Genomic DNA, 17,955 nt, shown 5'->3' with positions numbered 1-17,955 from the left:
CTTTATTGGAGCATATAGGTTTCGTACTCGAGACGGTCAAGTTTACGATCGAGAAGATATAACGCAAGTGCTACGACGATCAGCAGCGATACCGCGAAGCCATAGCCATACCAGGCCGGCCCAAGCTCGAGCGTGAGGCGCGTCAGCACGAAATTCAGCACGACGAACGTGCCGGTCAGCATCAGCACCTCGCGGCGGCGATCCAGGTAGAAGTAGATGTTCAGCACGCCCAGCAGCACCACCTGCAGGCTGGCGCCGATCACGTCCACGTAGAGCAGCGGCAGATACAGCTCAGAAATCCCGAGCAGTCGCAGCACCCATCCGCCCACCACGAACAGCACCAGCGACGCGATGGCTTGCACCTTGACGATCTCGTACAGGCCCAGGCGGATGGTTTGGACCATCGTGTTGCGCATGTCCTCGATATGCTCCAGCGAGCTGCCGCCGCGCACCGCGTTGTAGAACGCGTCGTAATACTCGACAAAGTCCGTCTCGATCCGCACCAGGAACACGGCCATGCCCGGAATGATCGCCAGATAGGCCAGGAACACCGGAATGTCGTAGATGATCGACGCATGGAGCGGCCCGATCATCTGCTGGCCGGTGGACGGCGCATACCAGAACATGAACTTGTCGAGCCAGATGCCAAGGTTGTAAAAGAGGCCGATGGCGATCAGGCTCGGATACGCGTAGCGCTTCTGGAAGACTTCGAACGACATGAAGCGGCGGCTGGTGTAGTTCCGGTAGATCAGCGTGATCATGCCCACCAGCAGGCATAGCTGGCCGACCACAAAGCCGCCGAGCAGCCCTTCGAGCCCGCTCTTGCGCATTGCCAGCGCCGCCAGCACGGTGATGGCATAGCCGATCAGGAAGGTCCACACGATGGCCTTGTACTGCTTCATGCCGGACAGGAAGATCGCCGCGATCCAGATGTTGCTCATGATCACGAAGCCCGCGATCATCAACAGCCGGTACAGCACCGACTGCTCCGGAAAGGCCCAGAACGCACACGCCAGCCCGATCAGCCCTGCCAGCATCGTGGCCAGCAACGCCACCGCGTGATAGTTCGACAGCACCAGATCATCGCGACGCTCGAACAGCCGGTCCGAGGTGAAGCGCGTGAACGAGAGCTGCATCGGCCCGGTCAGTATCAGGCTGCACGCGATCAGGTACGTCACCGAGACCTGGAACTGCGTGATCAGCATGCCCGGAATCACGAAACCGACCGACAGCAGGCCAATCAGCAGGATGCCGACGATCGACAGCACCCACGGACCGGAGCTGATCACCCCGGCATAGGCATAGGCGCCGATCAGCCCCGAAAGGCTGTCCCGCCGCAGCATCTTGCGCAGTTCGAATCCGATGCCGGCCATGTCAGCGCCCTCCCCCGTGCACCGGGCACTTTGCCGGGCTTGCCCCGCCGCGTGCGTGATGCGTGTTGTCCGGCATCGCCATCATCGATGCATAGAGCGTGCGATAGCTGCCCACCATCTGTTCCTGCGTGTAGTAGCGTTCCACCCGCGCGATGCCGGCGGCCTGGGCCGCCTGCCATCGCGCGGGCTCCTTGATCAGTTTCAGCGCCGCATCGGCCAGCGCCGCCGGGTCCGCGATGCGCACCACGTCGCCCGCGGTCCCCAGCGCCGCGTCCTCGCCGGGCAGCCCGAAGACGAGCTGGCTGCACGAGCCGACGTCGGTCGTCACGCACGGCACACCCGCCGCGAACCCTTCGAGCACCACCAGCGGCAACGCCTCGGAAATCGAACTCAGCACCAGCACGCCGACTTTCGGCAGCAGTTCGTCGATTTTCTGGAAGCCGAGAAATTTCACCTTGCCGCCCAGCCCGAGGCTTTCGGCCAGGCTGCGACACTCAGTCGCGTAATCCGGATCCTCATCCTCGGGACCGGCAATCCATCCTTCGGCATCGGGATACTCCCGCACCACGGTCAGCATCGCGCGAATGAACGTCTTGATGTCCTTGATGGGCACCACCCGGCCAATCAGGCACAGCACCGGCGGCACACCCGGCGCGCGCCGCTCGCGCAGCGCGGAAAGGCGCGGCAGGTTGATGCCATTCGGGATATTGTGCGTGCGCTCGGCCGGCGCGCCATCCAGCACCTGGCGGCTGCGGTTGCCTTCGTACAGCGCCGTGATCTCGTCACCGGCTTCATAGCAGACGCGACCCAACGTCTCGAAGAAGCGCACCCAGAGCTCGCGGAAGTAGCTAATCTGAGAAATGTCGCGCTCGAAGATGTTCCGGTTATCACGGATCCACTGGCTCTGGAACAGGTCGATCTTCCGTTCCTTCGTATAGATGCCGTGCTCCGAGACCAGCAGCGGGCGCCCAGTGCGATGCCGCAGCATCGCACCGAGGAATCCCGCGTATCCGGTGGAAACCGTGTGATAGACCTTGGCGGGAATCAGCCCGTCCACGATCCGCACGAGCTGCCACAGCGGCTTGTGCATGATCCGGACAGTCCAGAAATAGTCCGTGAACGACGGATCGGTGCAGTACCGTCGGTACTGATCGGTGATCGTGTCCCACGCCCGCTTGCTGTAGAGGAACGCATCCTCGGACAGCGCGCCGCCCTCGCCCAGCGCTGGCATCAGTTCGCGAATCAGATCCCCCGCCTCCACCTCCCTGCCGCGCTGACGCAGCATTTCGTGCAGTTCGTCCGAGCGGTCGAAGGCGTGCGCATCGCCCTTCGTGCCATGCACCATCGGCGGCGGCGCGAAGTCGTAAAGGAAATGCGTTTCCAGATGCACCACATTGTCCGGTAGCGCGTAGGCCATCTCGCCATAGTCCTGTCGGCGGCTGCCGATGAAGACGATGCCGAACCGGATATCGGGGAAGGCACGGATCATCTGATTGACCCAGCTCGACACCCCACCACTCACATAAGGAAACGTGCCTTCCAGAAGCAGCATGACGTCCGCGGACGTTCCCTTGACCAGAATCTCGCTCATGATTGCCAGTACCGCAGCAAGGGCCGCACCAGTGGGAGCGGCGAAGGACTGTCGAAATCCGCCATCAGGCGGCGCACGGTGGCATAGTCGCGTTCCAGGTAAGCCGCCTCGGCAAGCAGCGGCAACACGCGATCACGCGCGAAGCCGAGCGCTTCGGCACGAGCCAGGAACTCGCGCGCCTCGGCGGGCGCGTTGCGCGTCAGCGCCAGCCGGCCGCGCATGTACCAGAGCGCGGCGATGTTGCCGTCGATCTCCAGTGCCGCGCTGGCGTAGCGCTCCACCTGGCTGGCCGTGTAGCGGTACACATCGCCCTGCACCAGGTTCTGGTAGATCAGTTCCCAATACAGGTCAGCCAGCCGCTGGTTGATCTCCCCGCGCGCCTGCGGGCTGTCAGCCGACTCCAGACGGGGCAGCTCGGCCAGGATCTTCTGCGTAAGCTGCTTTTCCGCGCCGTCGAGCATGCCGTAGGCCAGCAGCCGGATATCGTCGGTGCTGTCGGCCAGCAGTTCGCGCAGCATCGGGCTGGCCGTTCGCGTGGGCATCGACTGCATGGCTACCAGCGCGGTCATGCGCTCGGGCAATGGCGCGCGCGAATTGCCGAGTTGCGCGCGCAGCCGCGCGCCCCCGCCATGGGTCACACGCTGGATCAGGTGGGTGACGAACTCGGGCAGCGCCACCGATGCAATACCGCTGTTGCTGCCACGGCGCGGGAACAGTTTCGAGAACAACAGGCTGCCCACGCACACCAATATGCCACCCACCGGCACGAAGAAGCAGAACGCTGCCAGATAGCCGTAGCTCCACACGAACGGTGTCCGGAAGCGGCGCGGCAACAGGCGCCACAACACCAGCCCCAGCAGCGCCGCAGCCGCGCCTTGCAGCGTCAGGAAGCCCAGCAACAGCGGCAGCCCCGTTCCGCCGCTGAACAGCAGCGCCAGGGCGGAGATCTGGAAGGCAGCGCCTCCGAAGGTCAGCTTGCCCATGGGTCAGCCTGCCCGTGCCGGTCCGGCGCTCGCCACGCTGGCGTCGCGCGTGCCATCGGCCTGCACGGCCGTGATCGTGGACGCCCCATCGAGCTGGCAGCGGTGCAGCAGCCGCATCAGCGCCTCCTCCGCACCCTCAGCGGGCACCGAGAGCGTGTAGACGCCAATATGCGCGCTCGAGAAATCGGTGCCGAACTGCGCGCGCAGCATGTCCTCGATACGCACCAGATAGGCGGATACCGCCTGGGCGTCCGACAGTGGCATCAGCGTCAGCATGGCCCGGTGATGGGCGTTGCGCACCGGCCAGGCCACATCGAGCGCACGACGGCTGCGCACGACCTGCTCGAACAGCGCATCGCGTGCTTCGTCGAGGTCGAAGACCAGCGCCACCACCGAACTTTGGATGCCCGTCTCGTGACGCAGCCGCGACAGCCGCGCGTAGTCGAGTGCGAACGCGTACGGAATAGCCGGCGCCATTTCCTGGATGCCGTGCGTGGCGCGGGCGTGTTCCACGCCATCGGCGTAGTAGCCCATCAGCACCATCAGCATCTGCAGGTTTTCATAAGTCAGCGACAGGAACGGCATCCGTTCCACGACCAGCACGCCAATCAACCGGTCCGACCCCGCCAGCACGGGCGCGACGGCCACGTAACGCGTCTGCGCGTCCTGCTGGAGCCCCGTGGAACGCAGATGCGCCAGCGCGCGTGTTTCGAGGCAATGCCGCACGAGCGGATCGTTGACGTCGATCTCGAAGGCCGGGCCGATGCTGGCCACGGCGTTCGGCACGACACGCTCGCCATCGCAGGCATAGAGCGCCGCGCCCTCGACCTGACAGGCCTGCGCGACGACCTGGAGCATCGGCTGCGCGCCGGCCAGCGGACCGGATTTGCCGCCGTTCATCGCGTCCTGCAGGGCCACCGCGCGCAGTTGCGACAACGTGTCGCGCAGCGTCGTCGGGCGCGCCAGCAGATCGTTCTCGAGCCGGGCATGAGAGATGCGCAGCAGGTAGTGGTTCTTCGTCAGCGCGGCCAGCCGTTCGTCGAGATAGCGATTCACGGCCCGCGCTCGCGCCAGGCGCGTATTCCACACGTCCCCGAACTGCCCCGCCACCAGCACCAGCAGCAGCCCGCCCATGAAGAACATGCGCGGGAAGGCGCCACTGTGCGCGCCGATCTCGTCGAAAAAGAACCAGCCGCCCAGCAGCATCAGCACCGCGCCAACGCCCACCAACGTGCCATAGCGCAGCGCCAGAATCACCGGCAGCAACCAGGCCCATGGAAAGCCCATGCCCAGCAGCAGCGGGTTCTGCGGCAGCACTAGCCAGGTGATGCCCATTGCCGCCGCCATGATCACGATCATCTCGATCACGGCTGCCGCACCGCCACCCGCGGGCGCCAGCCAGCGCGCGTAGCGCCCGCCCAGGCCGATGCCCTGCCCCTGGCGCCTTGTCTCCACGGTCTTGGCCACGTCTCTCCCCCGTCCTTCCGTGCTCAACCCTGCATCAGCGGCGCCAGCAGGCGACGCAGCAGCTTCTGCGCCACGCCCGAGAGCGACTCGCGGCTCCAGCCGGCGTTGCTGCCGGTGGCCGACCACACCACCTGGCCGCTGGCCACGTCGATCAGCTGCAGCGAGATGCCCACGGCGGGCTCGCCATCAACGCCAACCTTGTAGCGCCACTCCTGCACCGAACCCGTCAGCGCGTAGCGCGCGCGCTCGCCACGGGCCCACTCAAGCGCCTTGCCCACCGCCTCGCGCTCGGCCGGTTCGAACAGCGTTTCCGGGTTCAGCGAGGCGGGGTAGCGCTTGAGGTTCGCCACGCCGCCGGTCTTCAGCAGCGATTCGGCGATCGCCTCGGCACGCAAGCCAGCCTGGGGCGTCTCGGTGTTGTTGACGATGGGCAGTACCGCCACCACGTCACCGGGCGACATCTGTGGCGCGCGGCCCACGTCGGTAACCGCGCAACCAGCCAGCCACAGTGCCGCGCCGAGCGCGCCACACCAGGCCATCACGCGGCCCATGCGAGTCGTCATCCTGTTCATGTTTTCCATCCCCCTCGTTACTCTCAAGAACTCGATCATCAGTATTCACTATCAGTAGAGCCAGCGATATCGCAAACCCACTTCTGTCAGCGGCGTGCCGCCGTTGCGGGACGCGGTTTCATGCAGCACGTACATCGACATGTGGTCGTTGCCGAACACCGAGCCAGCCATGCCAAGCTGGCCGCGGAAGTTGTGCCCCGCGCGCGAGTCGTAGAGCGCCCCAACGTCCAGGAAGGGCCGCCACTTGCGCGTGTAGTCGTCGAGCAGTTCGGTGCCAAAGCCGAACAGCACACCTGCCTGCGTGAAGTTCTGCGGCATGTAGAACGCAGGCGTCGCGTCGCCACCGGCCGGCACCAGCCGCTGCATCGTGGGCGTCAGCGCGCCGCCGTTGGTGTTGTAAATGCCGCGCGTGCCGACGATGCGGACCGTGTAGTCGGGATACTGCGTGCGAATGCGATAGCCGGCCTCCACGTCGTAGACCATGCCGTGCCCCAGCGAACTGCGGTCCTGCCCGTAGAAACGGTCGTACTCGATCCGTCCGCGAATGAACTCGCGCAGCCCCAGCCGCCATGTCGCGCCCAGTTCGACCAGGTCCTTCATGCCGCCCACACGTAGTTGCGCCGATTCGTCCGCCTGCTGGTTGTAGCCGAGCCGGCCAGTGAAAGAGACCCGATCCTCCAGGTTCCACGCGCCGGTCAGCCGCGCCGTGGTGAAGCTCTGCAGGCCGTCGCGACGCCCCACGCCCAGCAGCCAGAGTTTCTGGGTGTCGCGGTAGGTCAACGCCAATTCGGCGCGACGGTCGCTGCCAGGCACGTTGTCGAGCGCAGTACGGTCGGTCGAGCGTTGATCGCGGAACACGCCGCGCAGGTTCAGCGCATAGCCGTCCCAAAGCCGGGCACCACCGGCCAGGCTGTACTCGTAGAACTCCAGCGGATTCTGACGCTGGTACGACGCGCGCGGCTCGATTGCCTGGGCGTTGAACAACAGTGCGTCCTGCAGTGTCTGCTGCAGCGAGTCATCGGTGCGCGCCAGCTCCTGCGTTTCAAACGCCTGGGTCTGGGCGGCGGCAAGCCGGTCGAGCTGGCGATTGACCTCGATCTGGCTCAGCACAGGCACCTTCCCGGCCTTGCGCTCCATGATCCGGTCGAGCTTGTCCATGTCGTTGTCGTCGAGCGCAATCGCAATCTCGGCATACGCGGGCCGCTGCAGCCGCTCGGCGTACTGACGGGCCAGCCAGGCTCGCGCGAGTTCGTTCGACTCCGACGACATCGCCCAGGCCAGCGCCACCTCGCGACTGGCGGCCGTAAGCTGCGCCTGTCTGCGCCGTTCGCGTTCCACCAGCGCCGGCGGCGGCGTCACTTCGAGCGGGGACAGACCCGGCACGTTGCCGAGCTGCGAGGGCGATTTTGGATCGCTGGGCGCGGCCTGGCGCGCGGCGACGCTTTCGCGATCGCGCCGCAGCATCTCGACGACGAGTCCACGCGACACATCGGCCGAGGCAAAGATCTGCCCAAGCGCGATCATCTGCCTACGGAGATCCGAGCGTGCCGGACGGCCCTGCGCATCTTCTTCGTCTTCATCGGCATACTCGTCGCCGGCGCTTTCCTCGGCCCACTTCGCGCCACCCACGGCCCACGTACGATGCAGTTCGACCCATGCCTCCCGGCGGATACGCCAGGCCAGATCGGTCTGGCCGATAGCCTCGCAGGCATCGGCGGTCACACCGAGCCAGAGCGGATCGGCGCTCTTGCCACGCTGCATCTTTCGCAGGAAGTGCAAGGCGGTGCGACCGTCCTGGAAGCGCATCGCGCCTGCCGCGTAGGCGCCCCAGAGGCTCGGATCATTCTCCGCCTCTGGCTTCAGCCGCAGCATCACCGCGCGCACCTCGGTGTCGGTACCCATGTCGACGAGTGCCCACAGCAATGCGCCGTAGGTTTCGCTATCGGCATCGGCCTGCCCGATGGCATGACGCAGATCGGCAAGCGCGCGTTCGTGGTTACCGGTCGCGCGCCAGTACTCGGCGCGACGCATCAGGAAGCCCGCCGACGATTCGGCCTGTCGCGTCTGCTCGGGAGTCAGGCTGGCCAGCATCTGCTCGATGCGGATATAAGCGTGCGCGCGCGTGTAGTAGTACATCGCCAACTGAAGCTCATCGAGCTTGCCGTTCTTGCGCCAGCCTGCCTCTGCGATGCGGCCGGCGTCGATCGGCCAGCGATCGTAGTACTCGATCAGGTTCGCGAAATCATCGTCCTCGGTGTCGCGAACTTCGGCCAGGCAATCGTTGCGGGCCGCACCGGGCGGCATCGCCATGCAGTGATCGTCATGGCTCTTGGCCATTGAGATCATCATCTGGCGATAGCCCTCCTTGAGCAGATCGTCCCGCTGCGTCAGGCGAGCAAGCTGGGTGTACGTGCGCCAATAGAGCAGGTCCTGCGTGCCGGCCTTGTCGCGCGCGGGCAGCATCGCGTCCATCGCCTGATCCAGCCGGCCGCGCACGAACAGTATGTTGGCGCGTTTGAGCGCGTAGAGCGGGCGCGCGCCGAAGCGCTTCTCCAGTTGGCCGTAGAGCTCGAACGCGCGGTCGTCCTTGCCGGCGCGCTCGGCCAGTTCGGCATTGCGCTCCATCACCTGACGCCCGTTCGGCCCGTTGGCGAGCCCGTCGAGGAATGCCATGCCGGCCTCCGGCTCGCCGAGCCGCTCGTAGGCCGCGACGACCTCGTCGATCGTCTTCAGGTCGCCGCCCGCCGCACGATGCCGCAACGCCGCCAGATAGGCGCGGTCGTCGTTGAGGCCCGGCGCCAGCCGCATCACGTTGTTCCAGGCGCGTTCGTCGTTGGTCTCCTGCGCATACTTGAGCCAGCTTTGCAGCGCGACCATTGGCTGGCGATTCCATTCGGCCACCTGCGCCAGACGCTCGCGCCAGACGGCGTCGTTGGGTAACTTGTCCACGGCCGTCTGCGCCACGCGCTGGGCCTGATCGAGCTTGCCCGCAGCCAGGAACACGCGGTAGGCCAGGTCGTAATCGTCGGGATTGAACGTCTTGCCATTGGCGACAGCCGTGGCCACTTCTGACTTGGCCGTCTCCTGGGCCTCAGCCTGCGTGATGTCGCGGGTGGCCGGCTTCGTCACGACGCCAGACGCCGGGATCGCTTCCGCAGCCACACGACGCAGGCCGAATTCGCCCACCTGTTCGCGCAAGGCAAGGCCGTGCGGACCGTCGAGGAACACCACGCCGCGCGCGAGCCACGGCTCGGTATCGGAGACCCGGCGGAGGTTCCGCTGCCGTTCGGCCTGTGCGAGCTGCGTGCTCTTCGTCGGCCGGTTGGCCGACAGCTTGAGCAGGCGCTCCACATACTTCGCCGCGATATCCGGCTTGTTCGCCGCCAGCGCCAGTCTGGTCAGATAGCGCAGTACCTCGGCGTCATCGAGCAGCTTTCCACCGTGGCGCTCGGCTTCGGCCAGCGCTTCATCGAGCAGGTTGCCGGCCTGCAGTGTTTGCAGGGCCTGCAGGAACAGCGTGCGCTGCTCGTAGAGATTCTTCGCGCGGGCCTGCGCCTCGAACAACGCGCGAGCGGAATCGCGATAGTTGCCGCCCGCCAGGGCGATGCCGGCAAGCTGGCGATTATAGAAATCCACGTTGGCCGGGTCGCGCACGCTGAGTTCGCGGAAGAGCTTCACGGCCGCAGCCGCATTGCCGACCTGGCGCGACTGCGTGGCCAGCGTCTGCAGGTCGGCCACCGACCAGGCACGCAGCATCTCCGGGGTGGTGGCGTCCTTGAGCAGGCCGTCCATCATCGCCAGACGCTCCGCGCGCTCGGCAGAATCCGGCTGGGCCGCATAGGCGCGCTGCTGCGTGATCTCGATGCGCGTGCGCAGGATCTGGCCCGTCAGGTCCTGGCCCTTCACCGCCAACATGCGTTCGAGCATCGTTTCGGCATCATCCAGCCGACCACTACGGGCGTACTGTTCGGCCAGCACGCTCATGAAGTTCGTATCGTTGGGCGCCACACGCGACCACGCCTCGAGATAGGCCACGGTCAGGCCATCGACGGCCCGCCCCTGACCAAGCAGGCGCTCACGCAGGGTCTCGCGCGGGAACATCAGCGCCAGCCCAACCCCCACGATCGCGGTAAAGGTCAGAACCAGCGCCGGCGGCAACAGCCGCTCGCGCTCAGGCGCCGCAGCGGACTTCGACTTGTTGCTGGACATGGATCGGATCATTGACCGCCGGGGTATCGAAACGCAGCGTATTGCGATCGCGCACACCGGTTACTGGCTTGCCATCGATGGAAACACTGCACTGGCCCGCGTTGGCGAGCCGGAAGAACGGCTTGTAGTAGCCGGCGAAGGTAAAGCGGGTGACATTGCCATCGCGGCGCCAGTCGCGCACGAGACCGTTGGCCTCGGGCAGCTCCGGCACCGACTGCGTGGCCGTGGGTACGAAGCGGAAGCGCGCGTTGCCGCCATCCAGATGCACGTAGACGCCGCCGCCCGGCGCCGGCGACGAACCCGTGACGCCGGTTGCGGTGACCACGTCGGGGACGCCCGCGCCCGTCCAACGCAGATTGCGCAGGTTGCCATCGCCCCGCACGCGCCACGCGCCACTGGCCGGCGCACCGTCGGCGCCATCGCCCAACTCGCGGGCCACAGCCATCCCCTGCCAGTCGATCACCTTGAGCACGTAGTCGGTGGAATGCATCGGCAGCAAGTTCTGCGTCAGCACGTAGTCATAGACCTTGCGCAGCGCCTTCAGCGATGCCACCTTGGTACCCGAGTAGCTGTGGTAGTAGATGTTCACCGCCTTGAAGCGGTACGGCTTCTCCGTCATCTCGAACGTTTCGATCACGCGCTCGAAGCCGTAGTACGGCCCATGCCACAGGTTCGTATAGACGTTCTCGTTCTGGTTGGTCGCGAACACCTGGAACGTGTGATCCGCCTTGTGGATGCCCAGCGGAGCGATGGCGGTCCAGGTCGGATTGCTGCGCGTGATCAGTGTGTCGCCGCCATTCATGTTCAGCACGCCAGCGGCTTCGGTCAGCTTGAGCGCCTCGGGCGGGGCCTGGCAGTCACCGGGCCACAACACCAGCTTCACCGGCTTGTTCGGCGACAGCACCTTGTTGATGTAATCGATCGAGCCGCCGATTTCACGGTTCAGGTCCATCTTGTAGCCCGGAATTGCCAGGTGATAGGTGTCATCGCCCTCGATGATCCTGGCGTTACTCTCCTGTCCCGGCACGGTCCGGCCCCATTCGAACGGATGCGAATAGGTATGGCTGGCCACCTCGACATACGGCTGCGCGAAGATCTTGCGGGCAATCGGCTCCAGTTCCGGTGCCAGCTTCGGATACATGCCGCTTTTGCCGACCTCGCCTTCGATCACGGACATCGTCATCGGCAGGCGGTACCGGTCGAAGATCTCGCGGAACAGCACCTCGCCCGAATATCCGCCACCGGGAATCTCAGCCTTCGAGGCAAACCCATCGCCATCGATATGGATGGTCAGCAGCCGGCGGCCGCTTTCGGTGGTGGAATCCGGGACCGGCATCAACGGCAGGCGCAATGCCTCGCGCAGGAAGTCGATCGGCTGCACGATCCAGCGGTCCTGCCCCTTGGGCGTGTTCTGCCGCACGGCGTAGGGGCCCATCACATAGCCGCCCCAGGCCGTGATCGCGGCGGCGTCATACGTCAGCGTGCCCGAACGCAGGCGCAGCAGCGTGCGCGTGTTCGCCGCGCCATCGCGTATCTGCACCGGCACCGCATCGGTACGGTCCGGGGCCACTTGCTGCTCGAAGCCCATCATCTTGTCCTGCGACAGGATCTGGACGTCGCCCGAGGTGCGGCCCTTGACTGCCTTCAGGTCCAGCATCCGTGCCAGCGCCCCGTCGGGCTGCGCGCCAAACCCATTCATGAAGGCCACGGGGATGCCCTGGCGGATCTGTTTCTCCGCCCAGGCGTAGAAGCGGCCCGGGTTCTGGCGGATATTGCCGTTGGTCCAGACCACCACGCCGGCATAGCGGTCGGGAGTGATCTCCGGCAACGTGTCGCGCGTTTCCGCGAAATCGACGCGGTAGCCCAGATAGTTGAGCGGCATCGACAGGAAACGCACGCCGACGCTGTCGTCGATGGAAACATCGAGTTCGTTTTCCTGCACCACCAGCACGCGGCGCGGCATGACCTCGAACGACCCGACGCCCACGGTCTGCAGCCCGGAATCGGTGACATAAGGAGTGATGCCCAGCGCGCCGATGCGACGCGCGGTGTCGCGTCGGCATTGGGCGTCGGTGGGCGGGCAGTAGTCGATCGAGATCACGGGCAGGCCGTACTGCTCGCGGACGATGCGCGCCTGGTTAAGCAACCAGTCACGGTCCTGCTGACTGACTTCGGTGTACGTGCCTTGCGCCTGGTTCCAGCCGCGGAACAGCGATTCAAACACCACGCCGTAGGCCAGCGAATGCACCTGGGGCAGAATCTCAAAGCCACGGTTGAACAGCAGCTTCGCGTCTGGATAGCGTGCCTTGATTGCCTGGAGCACACGCACCATGCCGGCTTCCTGACGCGCGCGGTCGGCGTCGGTCTTGGCCACGAGATGGTACGAATCGAGCGTATCGAGGAAAAAGCCGCGATAGCCGCGTTCCCACAGTGGCGTGATTACTTTGTCGACATAGAAGGCAGGCCAGCCGTCGGCGGCCTGATCGACGACTCTGGCGTTCCATGCGTCATTGCTGCCGGAAAGCCAGGCCTGGGGGATGTCCTTGAAGTACGCGCGGCTCGGCAGGACTTCGCCGACGCTGACATATGCGAACCAGGCGGTGTTCGGCGTTCTGGCGCTACGCGGATCGAAGCCGCTATCGGGCTCCACGACGGCCACGTCGAAGGCCTGCAGCATGTCCACCGGCGGCCGGGCGCCATAGTGAAATGCCACGCTCGGCGCGACGCGCGCTGGCGCCGGTGACTGCGCCAGCGCCGCGGTCGACGGCGTCAGCGTGCCAAGCACAAGCCCTACACCGGCTGCCACAATGGCAATCACGGCCATCACTACACGCCACGCACCGGATCGCGAGCGGCCCGTCGGCCCATCCCTCTCCTCGAAAAGTCCCCGAATCCATCGCTGTAATTGCTTCACTGGCTTAAAGTAAATACTGTTCAGATACGAAGCACCGGCACTGGCTGATGCCGCAAATGGAGCGCTGCGCCGCGATGCCGAACATTGAAGTTGCTCATCTTGCGCTTGACGCCGCGCGGGTTCAGGCGCCCACGACTGCTCACGCAGCGCCCGCGCGCGATCTCGGCCAGCAGGGCCTCGCGCCAGGCAGGCAAACGCTCAGGGGGAAACGGCCGCAGCTTGCGGCATCTTGCGCTTGATCACGCGCACGGCGTGCATGAAGCTCAGGCGATCCGGATCGAGTTCGCGCGCCCAGGCCGCCTGCGCCATCAACTGGCGAATCGCAAAGTGCGCCAGCAGCAGCCCCCACAGCTCCTGCTGCACCAGCTCGGGCGTCTTGCTGCGCAGCACCGTGCTGTTGGCGCGCAAATGCGTCTTGAACTCATCGAACACCCCCTCGATCTCCCAGCGCTCGTGGTACAGCGCGGCCAGCTCCAGGGCCGGCGCCGCATCGGGGTCCAGGAGGTTGGTCAGCAGCCGGTAGCTGCCCTGCGCCGGCGTGGCCGAGCCCTCGAGCGCGTAGTCGATCACACGCACCGTTTGCCCTGCGCGCCGCGCGCGGTCGTCGCTGTCGAACACGCGGCTCAGGTACGAGCCATCGGGCAACATCTGCTCTACCGGCAGCTTGAGGTTGGATTTGACCCGCCAGGCCAGCTTGGCGCCCGTAGCGCAGGCGGTCTGCCAGAGCTTGAAGCCGTAGAAGTTGCGGTCGGCCAGCACCAGCATCTCGGGCGTGAGCTTGGCGGGCAGCAACTGGGCGGCCATGACCTGCTCGCTGTGGCCGTAGGGTGCGATGCCGGCTGCCACCACCGCGTGCGTGCCGCATTCCACCAGGCCCAGAACGCGCGCCTGCGGGAAGGCGCTTTGGCCGCGCGAGGCGCCCGGGTAGCCGAAGAACTTGGCGTTGGCCGCCTCGTCGGCCACGTCCATGCAGCTGCCGTCCAGGGCCATCACGCGCAATCCCCGGTACCACGCCCCTGGCGCCCCCGGCGCGGCCAGCGGGCGCAGCACCCGATCGGCCAATTGGCGCATGACCTCGGGGCCCAGCCGGCTGCGCGCCTGCGAGATCGCGGACTTGCTGGCCTGCACCGCCTCAGTGTGGCCGCCGCCGAGCCATTGCAGGCCTTCGCACACCACGCGCAGCACTTCCTCCAGCGGCGCTTCGCGCCACAGCGCCAGCGCCATCACGTAATACACCACTGCCGGCGCGGGCAGCAGCCGCTCCCGCTGGCTGGCCTTGCCGGTCTCGGCCAACACTTCTTCGATCAACGTCCGTGGACACACGCTGGCCAGCACCCCGGCGCTGATCAAATGCGCAACGTCAACTCTCGACGGCAGCGTCTTGCGTGTTCTGGCCATCACCCTCATCCATTGAAGCTTCGATGGATGAGGATTATGGCTTTAAAAATACTATCTGAACAGTATTGGGCTTAAAGTCCGCTGCTGTTATGACGGTTGCCGATGGCGGCGCGCAGGCCCCGCTCGCATGCATGACCCGCATCTCGGACGATGCCTAAGCCTGCATTATGCTCTATGCAGCACTTTTATATAGGATTTTTCCTAATTTGCGAGCAGGTGGATCCTAGGCCATCCGTTTGAAATAGATTGTCAAAAATTGTGCCCGACAAGCCATGTCATAGGTACGACATTTGGCACGATTCAACCCGCGTGCCCCTTGACCACAGGGGAATCGGTAAGCAGATGTTACACCGGGTGGTAAAAATGCAGATGTCTGCCGCCACTACGCTCGCCTCGACCACAAGTTTCTCGGTTCTGGCATACGGGATAACCATACCTCTCAGGATTTTTATTCCGGCATCTGGCCCATTTGAGGTATTGCGGTGTGATTGTCCGCATGGCAACTGTGGGCAACTGTGTGATATCTCACACTCGTGCCTTACGAATATGTAACGACTGCCGGTACCGCCACGCCCGCAATGACTGACATAACATCGTGGAAGGCACCCTGATGTCAGACAAATCCGGAATGGATGTAGAAGAATTTAATATCTGCTGTTTGTATGCCGAAACACCATTAGCAGGCTGCTGAAATACCGGCAGCGAACGTCAGCGCGACGACTTGCTGAATCGTTAATCTGAGGACTCCATACAATCCCACGTTCATGCGCGGCGCTGACACCTTCACCGAAAGTTTGTTCACCATGCGGCGGCTGGAAGATTTCGTGCCGAAGTCCCACCCCCTGCGCGCGATCCGCACCATGGCGAACCAGGCGCTGGCGAAGATGGATCGGCTGTTCGCGCAAATGTACGAGGCCGATATCAAGGGTGGCCGGCCCAGCATCGCGCCGGAGAAGTTGCTGCGGGCCATGCTGCTGCAGGTGCTCTACAGCGTCCGGTCGGAGCGCCAGCTCATGGAACAGACGCACTACAACTTGCTGTTTCGCTGGTTCATTGGCCTGGCGATGGATGATGTGGTCTGGGTGCCCAGCGTCTTCAGCAAGAACCGGGAACGGCTGATCAAGCACGATGCTGTGATCGACTTCTTCAACGAAGTGCTGGCCATCGCGCAGAAGAAGGACTGGCTGTCGGGCGAGCACTTCAGCGTCGACGGCACGTTGATTAAGGCGTGGGCTGGCCACAAGAGCTTTGTACGCAAGGATGGCGACGACCAAGACGATAACGACGGTGCTGACTTCAAGGGTGAAAAGCGCAGCAACGAGACGCACGAGTCCAAAACCGATCCCGATGCCAAGCTGTACCGCAAGGGCAAAACCGCCAGTGAACTGCGTTACATGGGTCATACCCTGAGCGACAACCGCCACGGCCTGGTGGTGAGCGCCATGGTGACCAATGCGGACGGACACGCCGAGCGCGAGGCCGCGAAGGTCATGCTCAACGATGCCAGGCAGGTGATTGAGGACCTGAATGTGGAAGTCACCGTGGGTGCGGACAAGGGCTACGACGCGCACGAGTTCATTCAAGCCTGCCTGGAGTTGAAGGTGACGCCGCACGTCGCACAAAACACCTCTGGCCGCCGCTCGGCCGTTCCCGACGCCATTGCAGGCACCAAGGGTTATGCCATCTCACAGCAGAAGCGCAAGCTGATTGAACAAGGCTTTGGATGGGCCAAGACCGTTGGGCGCATGCGCCAGGTGATGGTGCGCGGACTAAAGAAGGTCGATCAAATGTTTGTGCTGAGCATGGCCGCCTACAACCTCGTGCGCATGCGTTCGCTGGGACAAATCCGTCCGCAGTTGCAGTAATCGCGGCAATGAGGCCGGAAACGGTCGCCAAATCAACGAAAAAGTCGGTGAAGTGACGATCAGCTTCCGGATTGTGAAAAATAGCGAGCCCATCAGCCTTGCAGAGGGAAGCTTCGCTTTTATGCGGCTAGTACTTCAGCAGCCTGTTAGGGGCATGGTCCGATTGACAGCCAGAAAAAAACAGTCAAAATGGCTGCTCGCATGTGCGCCGGCCTGTAGCGTTTTGCTCCGGTTCGTTGTGAGCGACATGCTTGGTCGGGCAATTACGCCCATTTGAAATTCGAGGTTGGATAGATGTCGTGTCCCTGATGATTGGTTAATTGGTTCACGCCGTGGTTTACTCTTGGCCCGAGAGGTCATGCTGGAGCTGAAACGATGCATCTGAGGCTGCACAAGAACGCCACCACGACACCCAGGATCCGCGCCGAGATCCAGGTCAGCAAGGAGCCCATGAGGGTTCTGGCCCAGCGCTTTGGCGTGAGTGTCTCCACCATCGCTCGCTGGAAGAAGCGTGCATCGGTTCATGACGCCTCCCATACCCCTCATCGACTGCAAACCACGCTGACGCCGGCCCAGGAGTCCATCGTGCTCGTCTTGCGTAAAAGCCTGGGCCTTTCGCTGGATGACCTGCTGGCAGTCGTACGCGAGTTCATCCATCCGACCGTCTCACGCGCTGCCTTGCACCGCATGCTCAAACGCCATGGAGTGTCGGCGCGCGAGGCATTGAGCGTGGATCGCCCCAGGACCAAGCCGTTCAAGGCCTACGAGCCCGGCTTCGTCCACATCGATGTGAAGTACCTGCCGCAGATGGCGGACGAAACCACGCGGCGTTACCTGTTTGTGGCCATTGATCGCGCCACCCGCTGGGTGTTCGTGCGTGTCTATGCCAGCAAGAGCGCTACCAACGCCCGGCGCTTCCTGAAGGAATTGCACAAGGCCGCTGCCTTCCGTATCCGAACGATCCTGACCGACAACGGCAAGGAATTCACGGATCGCTTCATCACACGGGGAGAGCGTACGCCGACCGGCAGGCATCAGTTCGATCAGCTCTGCGAGGAGCTAGGCATTGAGCATCGCCTGACCCGCCCAAAACACCCGCAGACCAACGGCATGGTTGAACGCTTCAACGGGCGCATCGCCGACATCCTGCGCACCCATCACTTCCATTCCGGCGAAGAACTTGAGGCCACCATCCTGCGGTATGTCTGGCTGTACAATCACCAACTGCCACAGAAAGCCTTGGGGCATGTCAGCCCCATCCAGGCCATGAAACAATGGCAGCGATCACACCCCGAACTGTTCAACAGACGTGTTACCAATCAGCCGGGACACGACAGATAGACATATGGAAACCGGTACCGTTAAGTGGTTCAACGACGCCAAGGGCTTCGGCTTCATCACGCCGGACGCAGGCGGCAATGACCTGTTCGCACACTTCTCGGCGATTGAAGGCAATGGCTTCAAGTCGCTGAAGGAAGGTCAGAAGGTTCGCTACGTTAAGGCTATGGGCCAGAAGGGCGAACAGGCCACGAAGATCCAGGCTATCTAACTGGATCACCGGGCAGTTTATCTTGCCTGGGAAG

The 17,955-nt window shown here is 64.1% G+C and carries 11 protein-coding genes; 3 read left to right on the top strand and 8 right to left on the bottom strand.

Translation table 11 applies throughout. The features are described 5' to 3' along the window. Positions 1-2 precede the first annotated feature (2 nt). From pelG to RMET_RS21470, 8 genes are all read right to left on the bottom strand, one after another. Positions 3-1,373 (bottom strand): exopolysaccharide Pel transporter PelG, encoded by a 1,371-nt coding sequence (gene pelG / locus RMET_RS21505; protein ID WP_011518650.1) that lies wholly within the window; start codon positions 1,371-1,373, stop codon positions 3-5. A 1-nt stretch (position 1,374) separates the two neighbouring features. Continuing rightward, on the bottom strand, positions 1,375-2,964 hold the full coding sequence (gene pelF, locus RMET_RS21500) for a GT4 family glycosyltransferase PelF (protein WP_011518649.1): 1,590 nt from the start codon (positions 2,962-2,964) through the stop codon (positions 1,375-1,377). Further along, positions 2,961-3,947: a tetratricopeptide repeat protein gene (locus RMET_RS21495; protein ID WP_011518648.1), complete on the bottom strand. Its 987-nt coding sequence runs from the start codon at positions 3,945-3,947 to the stop codon at positions 2,961-2,963. The genes pelF and RMET_RS21495 overlap by 4 nt, the downstream gene beginning before the upstream one ends. Positions 3,948-3,950: 3 nt before the next feature. After that, complete coding sequence (locus tag RMET_RS21490; RefSeq protein ID WP_011518647.1) at positions 3,951-5,414, bottom strand: PelD GGDEF domain-containing protein; 1,464 nt, start codon at positions 5,412-5,414, stop codon at positions 3,951-3,953. 23 nt (positions 5,415-5,437) lie between these two features. Next, on the bottom strand, positions 5,438-5,986 hold the full coding sequence (locus RMET_RS21485; protein ID WP_011518646.1) for a hypothetical protein: 549 nt from the start codon (positions 5,984-5,986) through the stop codon (positions 5,438-5,440). Positions 5,987-6,037: 51 nt separating this feature from the next. After that, positions 6,038-10,195, bottom strand: a complete 4,158-nt coding sequence (locus tag RMET_RS21480) for a tetratricopeptide repeat protein (protein ID WP_029309896.1) — start codon at positions 10,193-10,195, stop codon at positions 6,038-6,040. After that, positions 10,158-13,019, bottom strand: a complete 2,862-nt coding sequence (locus RMET_RS21475; protein ID WP_011518644.1) for a bifunctional glycoside hydrolase 114/ polysaccharide deacetylase family protein — start codon at positions 13,017-13,019, stop codon at positions 10,158-10,160. Before RMET_RS21475 ends, RMET_RS21480 begins: the two co-directional genes overlap by 38 nt. A gap of 288 nt (positions 13,020-13,307) precedes the next feature. Further along, the gene (locus RMET_RS21470) at positions 13,308-14,516 is read right to left on the bottom strand and encodes an IS4-like element ISBvi1 family transposase (RefSeq protein ID WP_011517431.1); all 1,209 of its coding nucleotides are present in this window, start codon (positions 14,514-14,516) and stop codon (positions 13,308-13,310) included. 755 nt (positions 14,517-15,271) lie between these two features. On the opposite strand from RMET_RS21470, the gene RMET_RS21465 reads away from it, so the two are divergent. The 3 genes from RMET_RS21465 to RMET_RS21455 all read left to right on the top strand — a co-directional run bounded on the left by RMET_RS21465 (position 15,272) and on the right by RMET_RS21455 (position 17,921). Beyond that, a complete protein-coding gene (locus RMET_RS21465; RefSeq protein WP_011515952.1) occupies positions 15,272-16,372 on the top strand; it encodes an IS5-like element ISRme1 family transposase in 1,101 nt (366 codons plus the stop codon). Positions 16,373-16,747: 375 nt separating this feature from the next. Then, the gene (locus tag RMET_RS21460) at positions 16,748-17,713 is read left to right on the top strand and encodes an IS481-like element ISRme14 family transposase (protein ID WP_011518643.1); all 966 of its coding nucleotides are present in this window, start codon (positions 16,748-16,750) and stop codon (positions 17,711-17,713) included. A 4-nt stretch (positions 17,714-17,717) separates the two neighbouring features. Next, positions 17,718-17,921, top strand: a complete 204-nt coding sequence (locus RMET_RS21455; RefSeq protein ID WP_008650922.1) for a cold-shock protein — start codon at positions 17,718-17,720, stop codon at positions 17,919-17,921. Positions 17,922-17,955: the final 34 nt, after the last annotated feature.

The sequence above is a fragment of the Cupriavidus metallidurans CH34 genome, from assembly GCF_000196015.1.
Lineage (GTDB): Bacteria > Pseudomonadota > Gammaproteobacteria > Burkholderiales > Burkholderiaceae > Cupriavidus > Cupriavidus metallidurans.
This window is presented reverse-complemented; position numbering and strand designations above follow the sequence as displayed.

Bases quoted from the DNA above. Each gene is read 5' to 3' on its own strand.
- RMET_RS21470 (WP_011517431.1), bottom strand. From the start codon at position 14,516: ATGAGGGTGATGGCCAGAACACGCAAGACGCTGCCGTCGAGAGTTGAC.
- RMET_RS21460 (WP_011518643.1), top strand. From the start codon at position 16,748: ATGCATCTGAGGCTGCACAAGAACGCCACCACGACACCCAGGATCCGC.
- RMET_RS21495 (WP_011518648.1), bottom strand. From the start codon at position 3,947: ATGGGCAAGCTGACCTTCGGAGGCGCTGCCTTCCAGATCTCCGCCCTG.
- pelF (WP_011518649.1), bottom strand. From the start codon at position 2,964: ATGAGCGAGATTCTGGTCAAGGGAACGTCCGCGGACGTCATGCTGCTT.
- RMET_RS21485 (WP_011518646.1), bottom strand. From the start codon at position 5,986: ATGAACAGGATGACGACTCGCATGGGCCGCGTGATGGCCTGGTGTGGC.
- RMET_RS21465 (WP_011515952.1), top strand. From the start codon at position 15,272: ATGCGCGGCGCTGACACCTTCACCGAAAGTTTGTTCACCATGCGGCGG.
- RMET_RS21480 (WP_029309896.1), bottom strand. From the start codon at position 10,195: ATGTCCAGCAACAAGTCGAAGTCCGCTGCGGCGCCTGAGCGCGAGCGG.
- RMET_RS21475 (WP_011518644.1), bottom strand. From the start codon at position 13,019: ATGGCCGTGATTGCCATTGTGGCAGCCGGTGTAGGGCTTGTGCTTGGC.
- RMET_RS21455 (WP_008650922.1), top strand. From the start codon at position 17,718: ATGGAAACCGGTACCGTTAAGTGGTTCAACGACGCCAAGGGCTTCGGC.
- pelG (WP_011518650.1), bottom strand. From the start codon at position 1,373: ATGGCCGGCATCGGATTCGAACTGCGCAAGATGCTGCGGCGGGACAGC.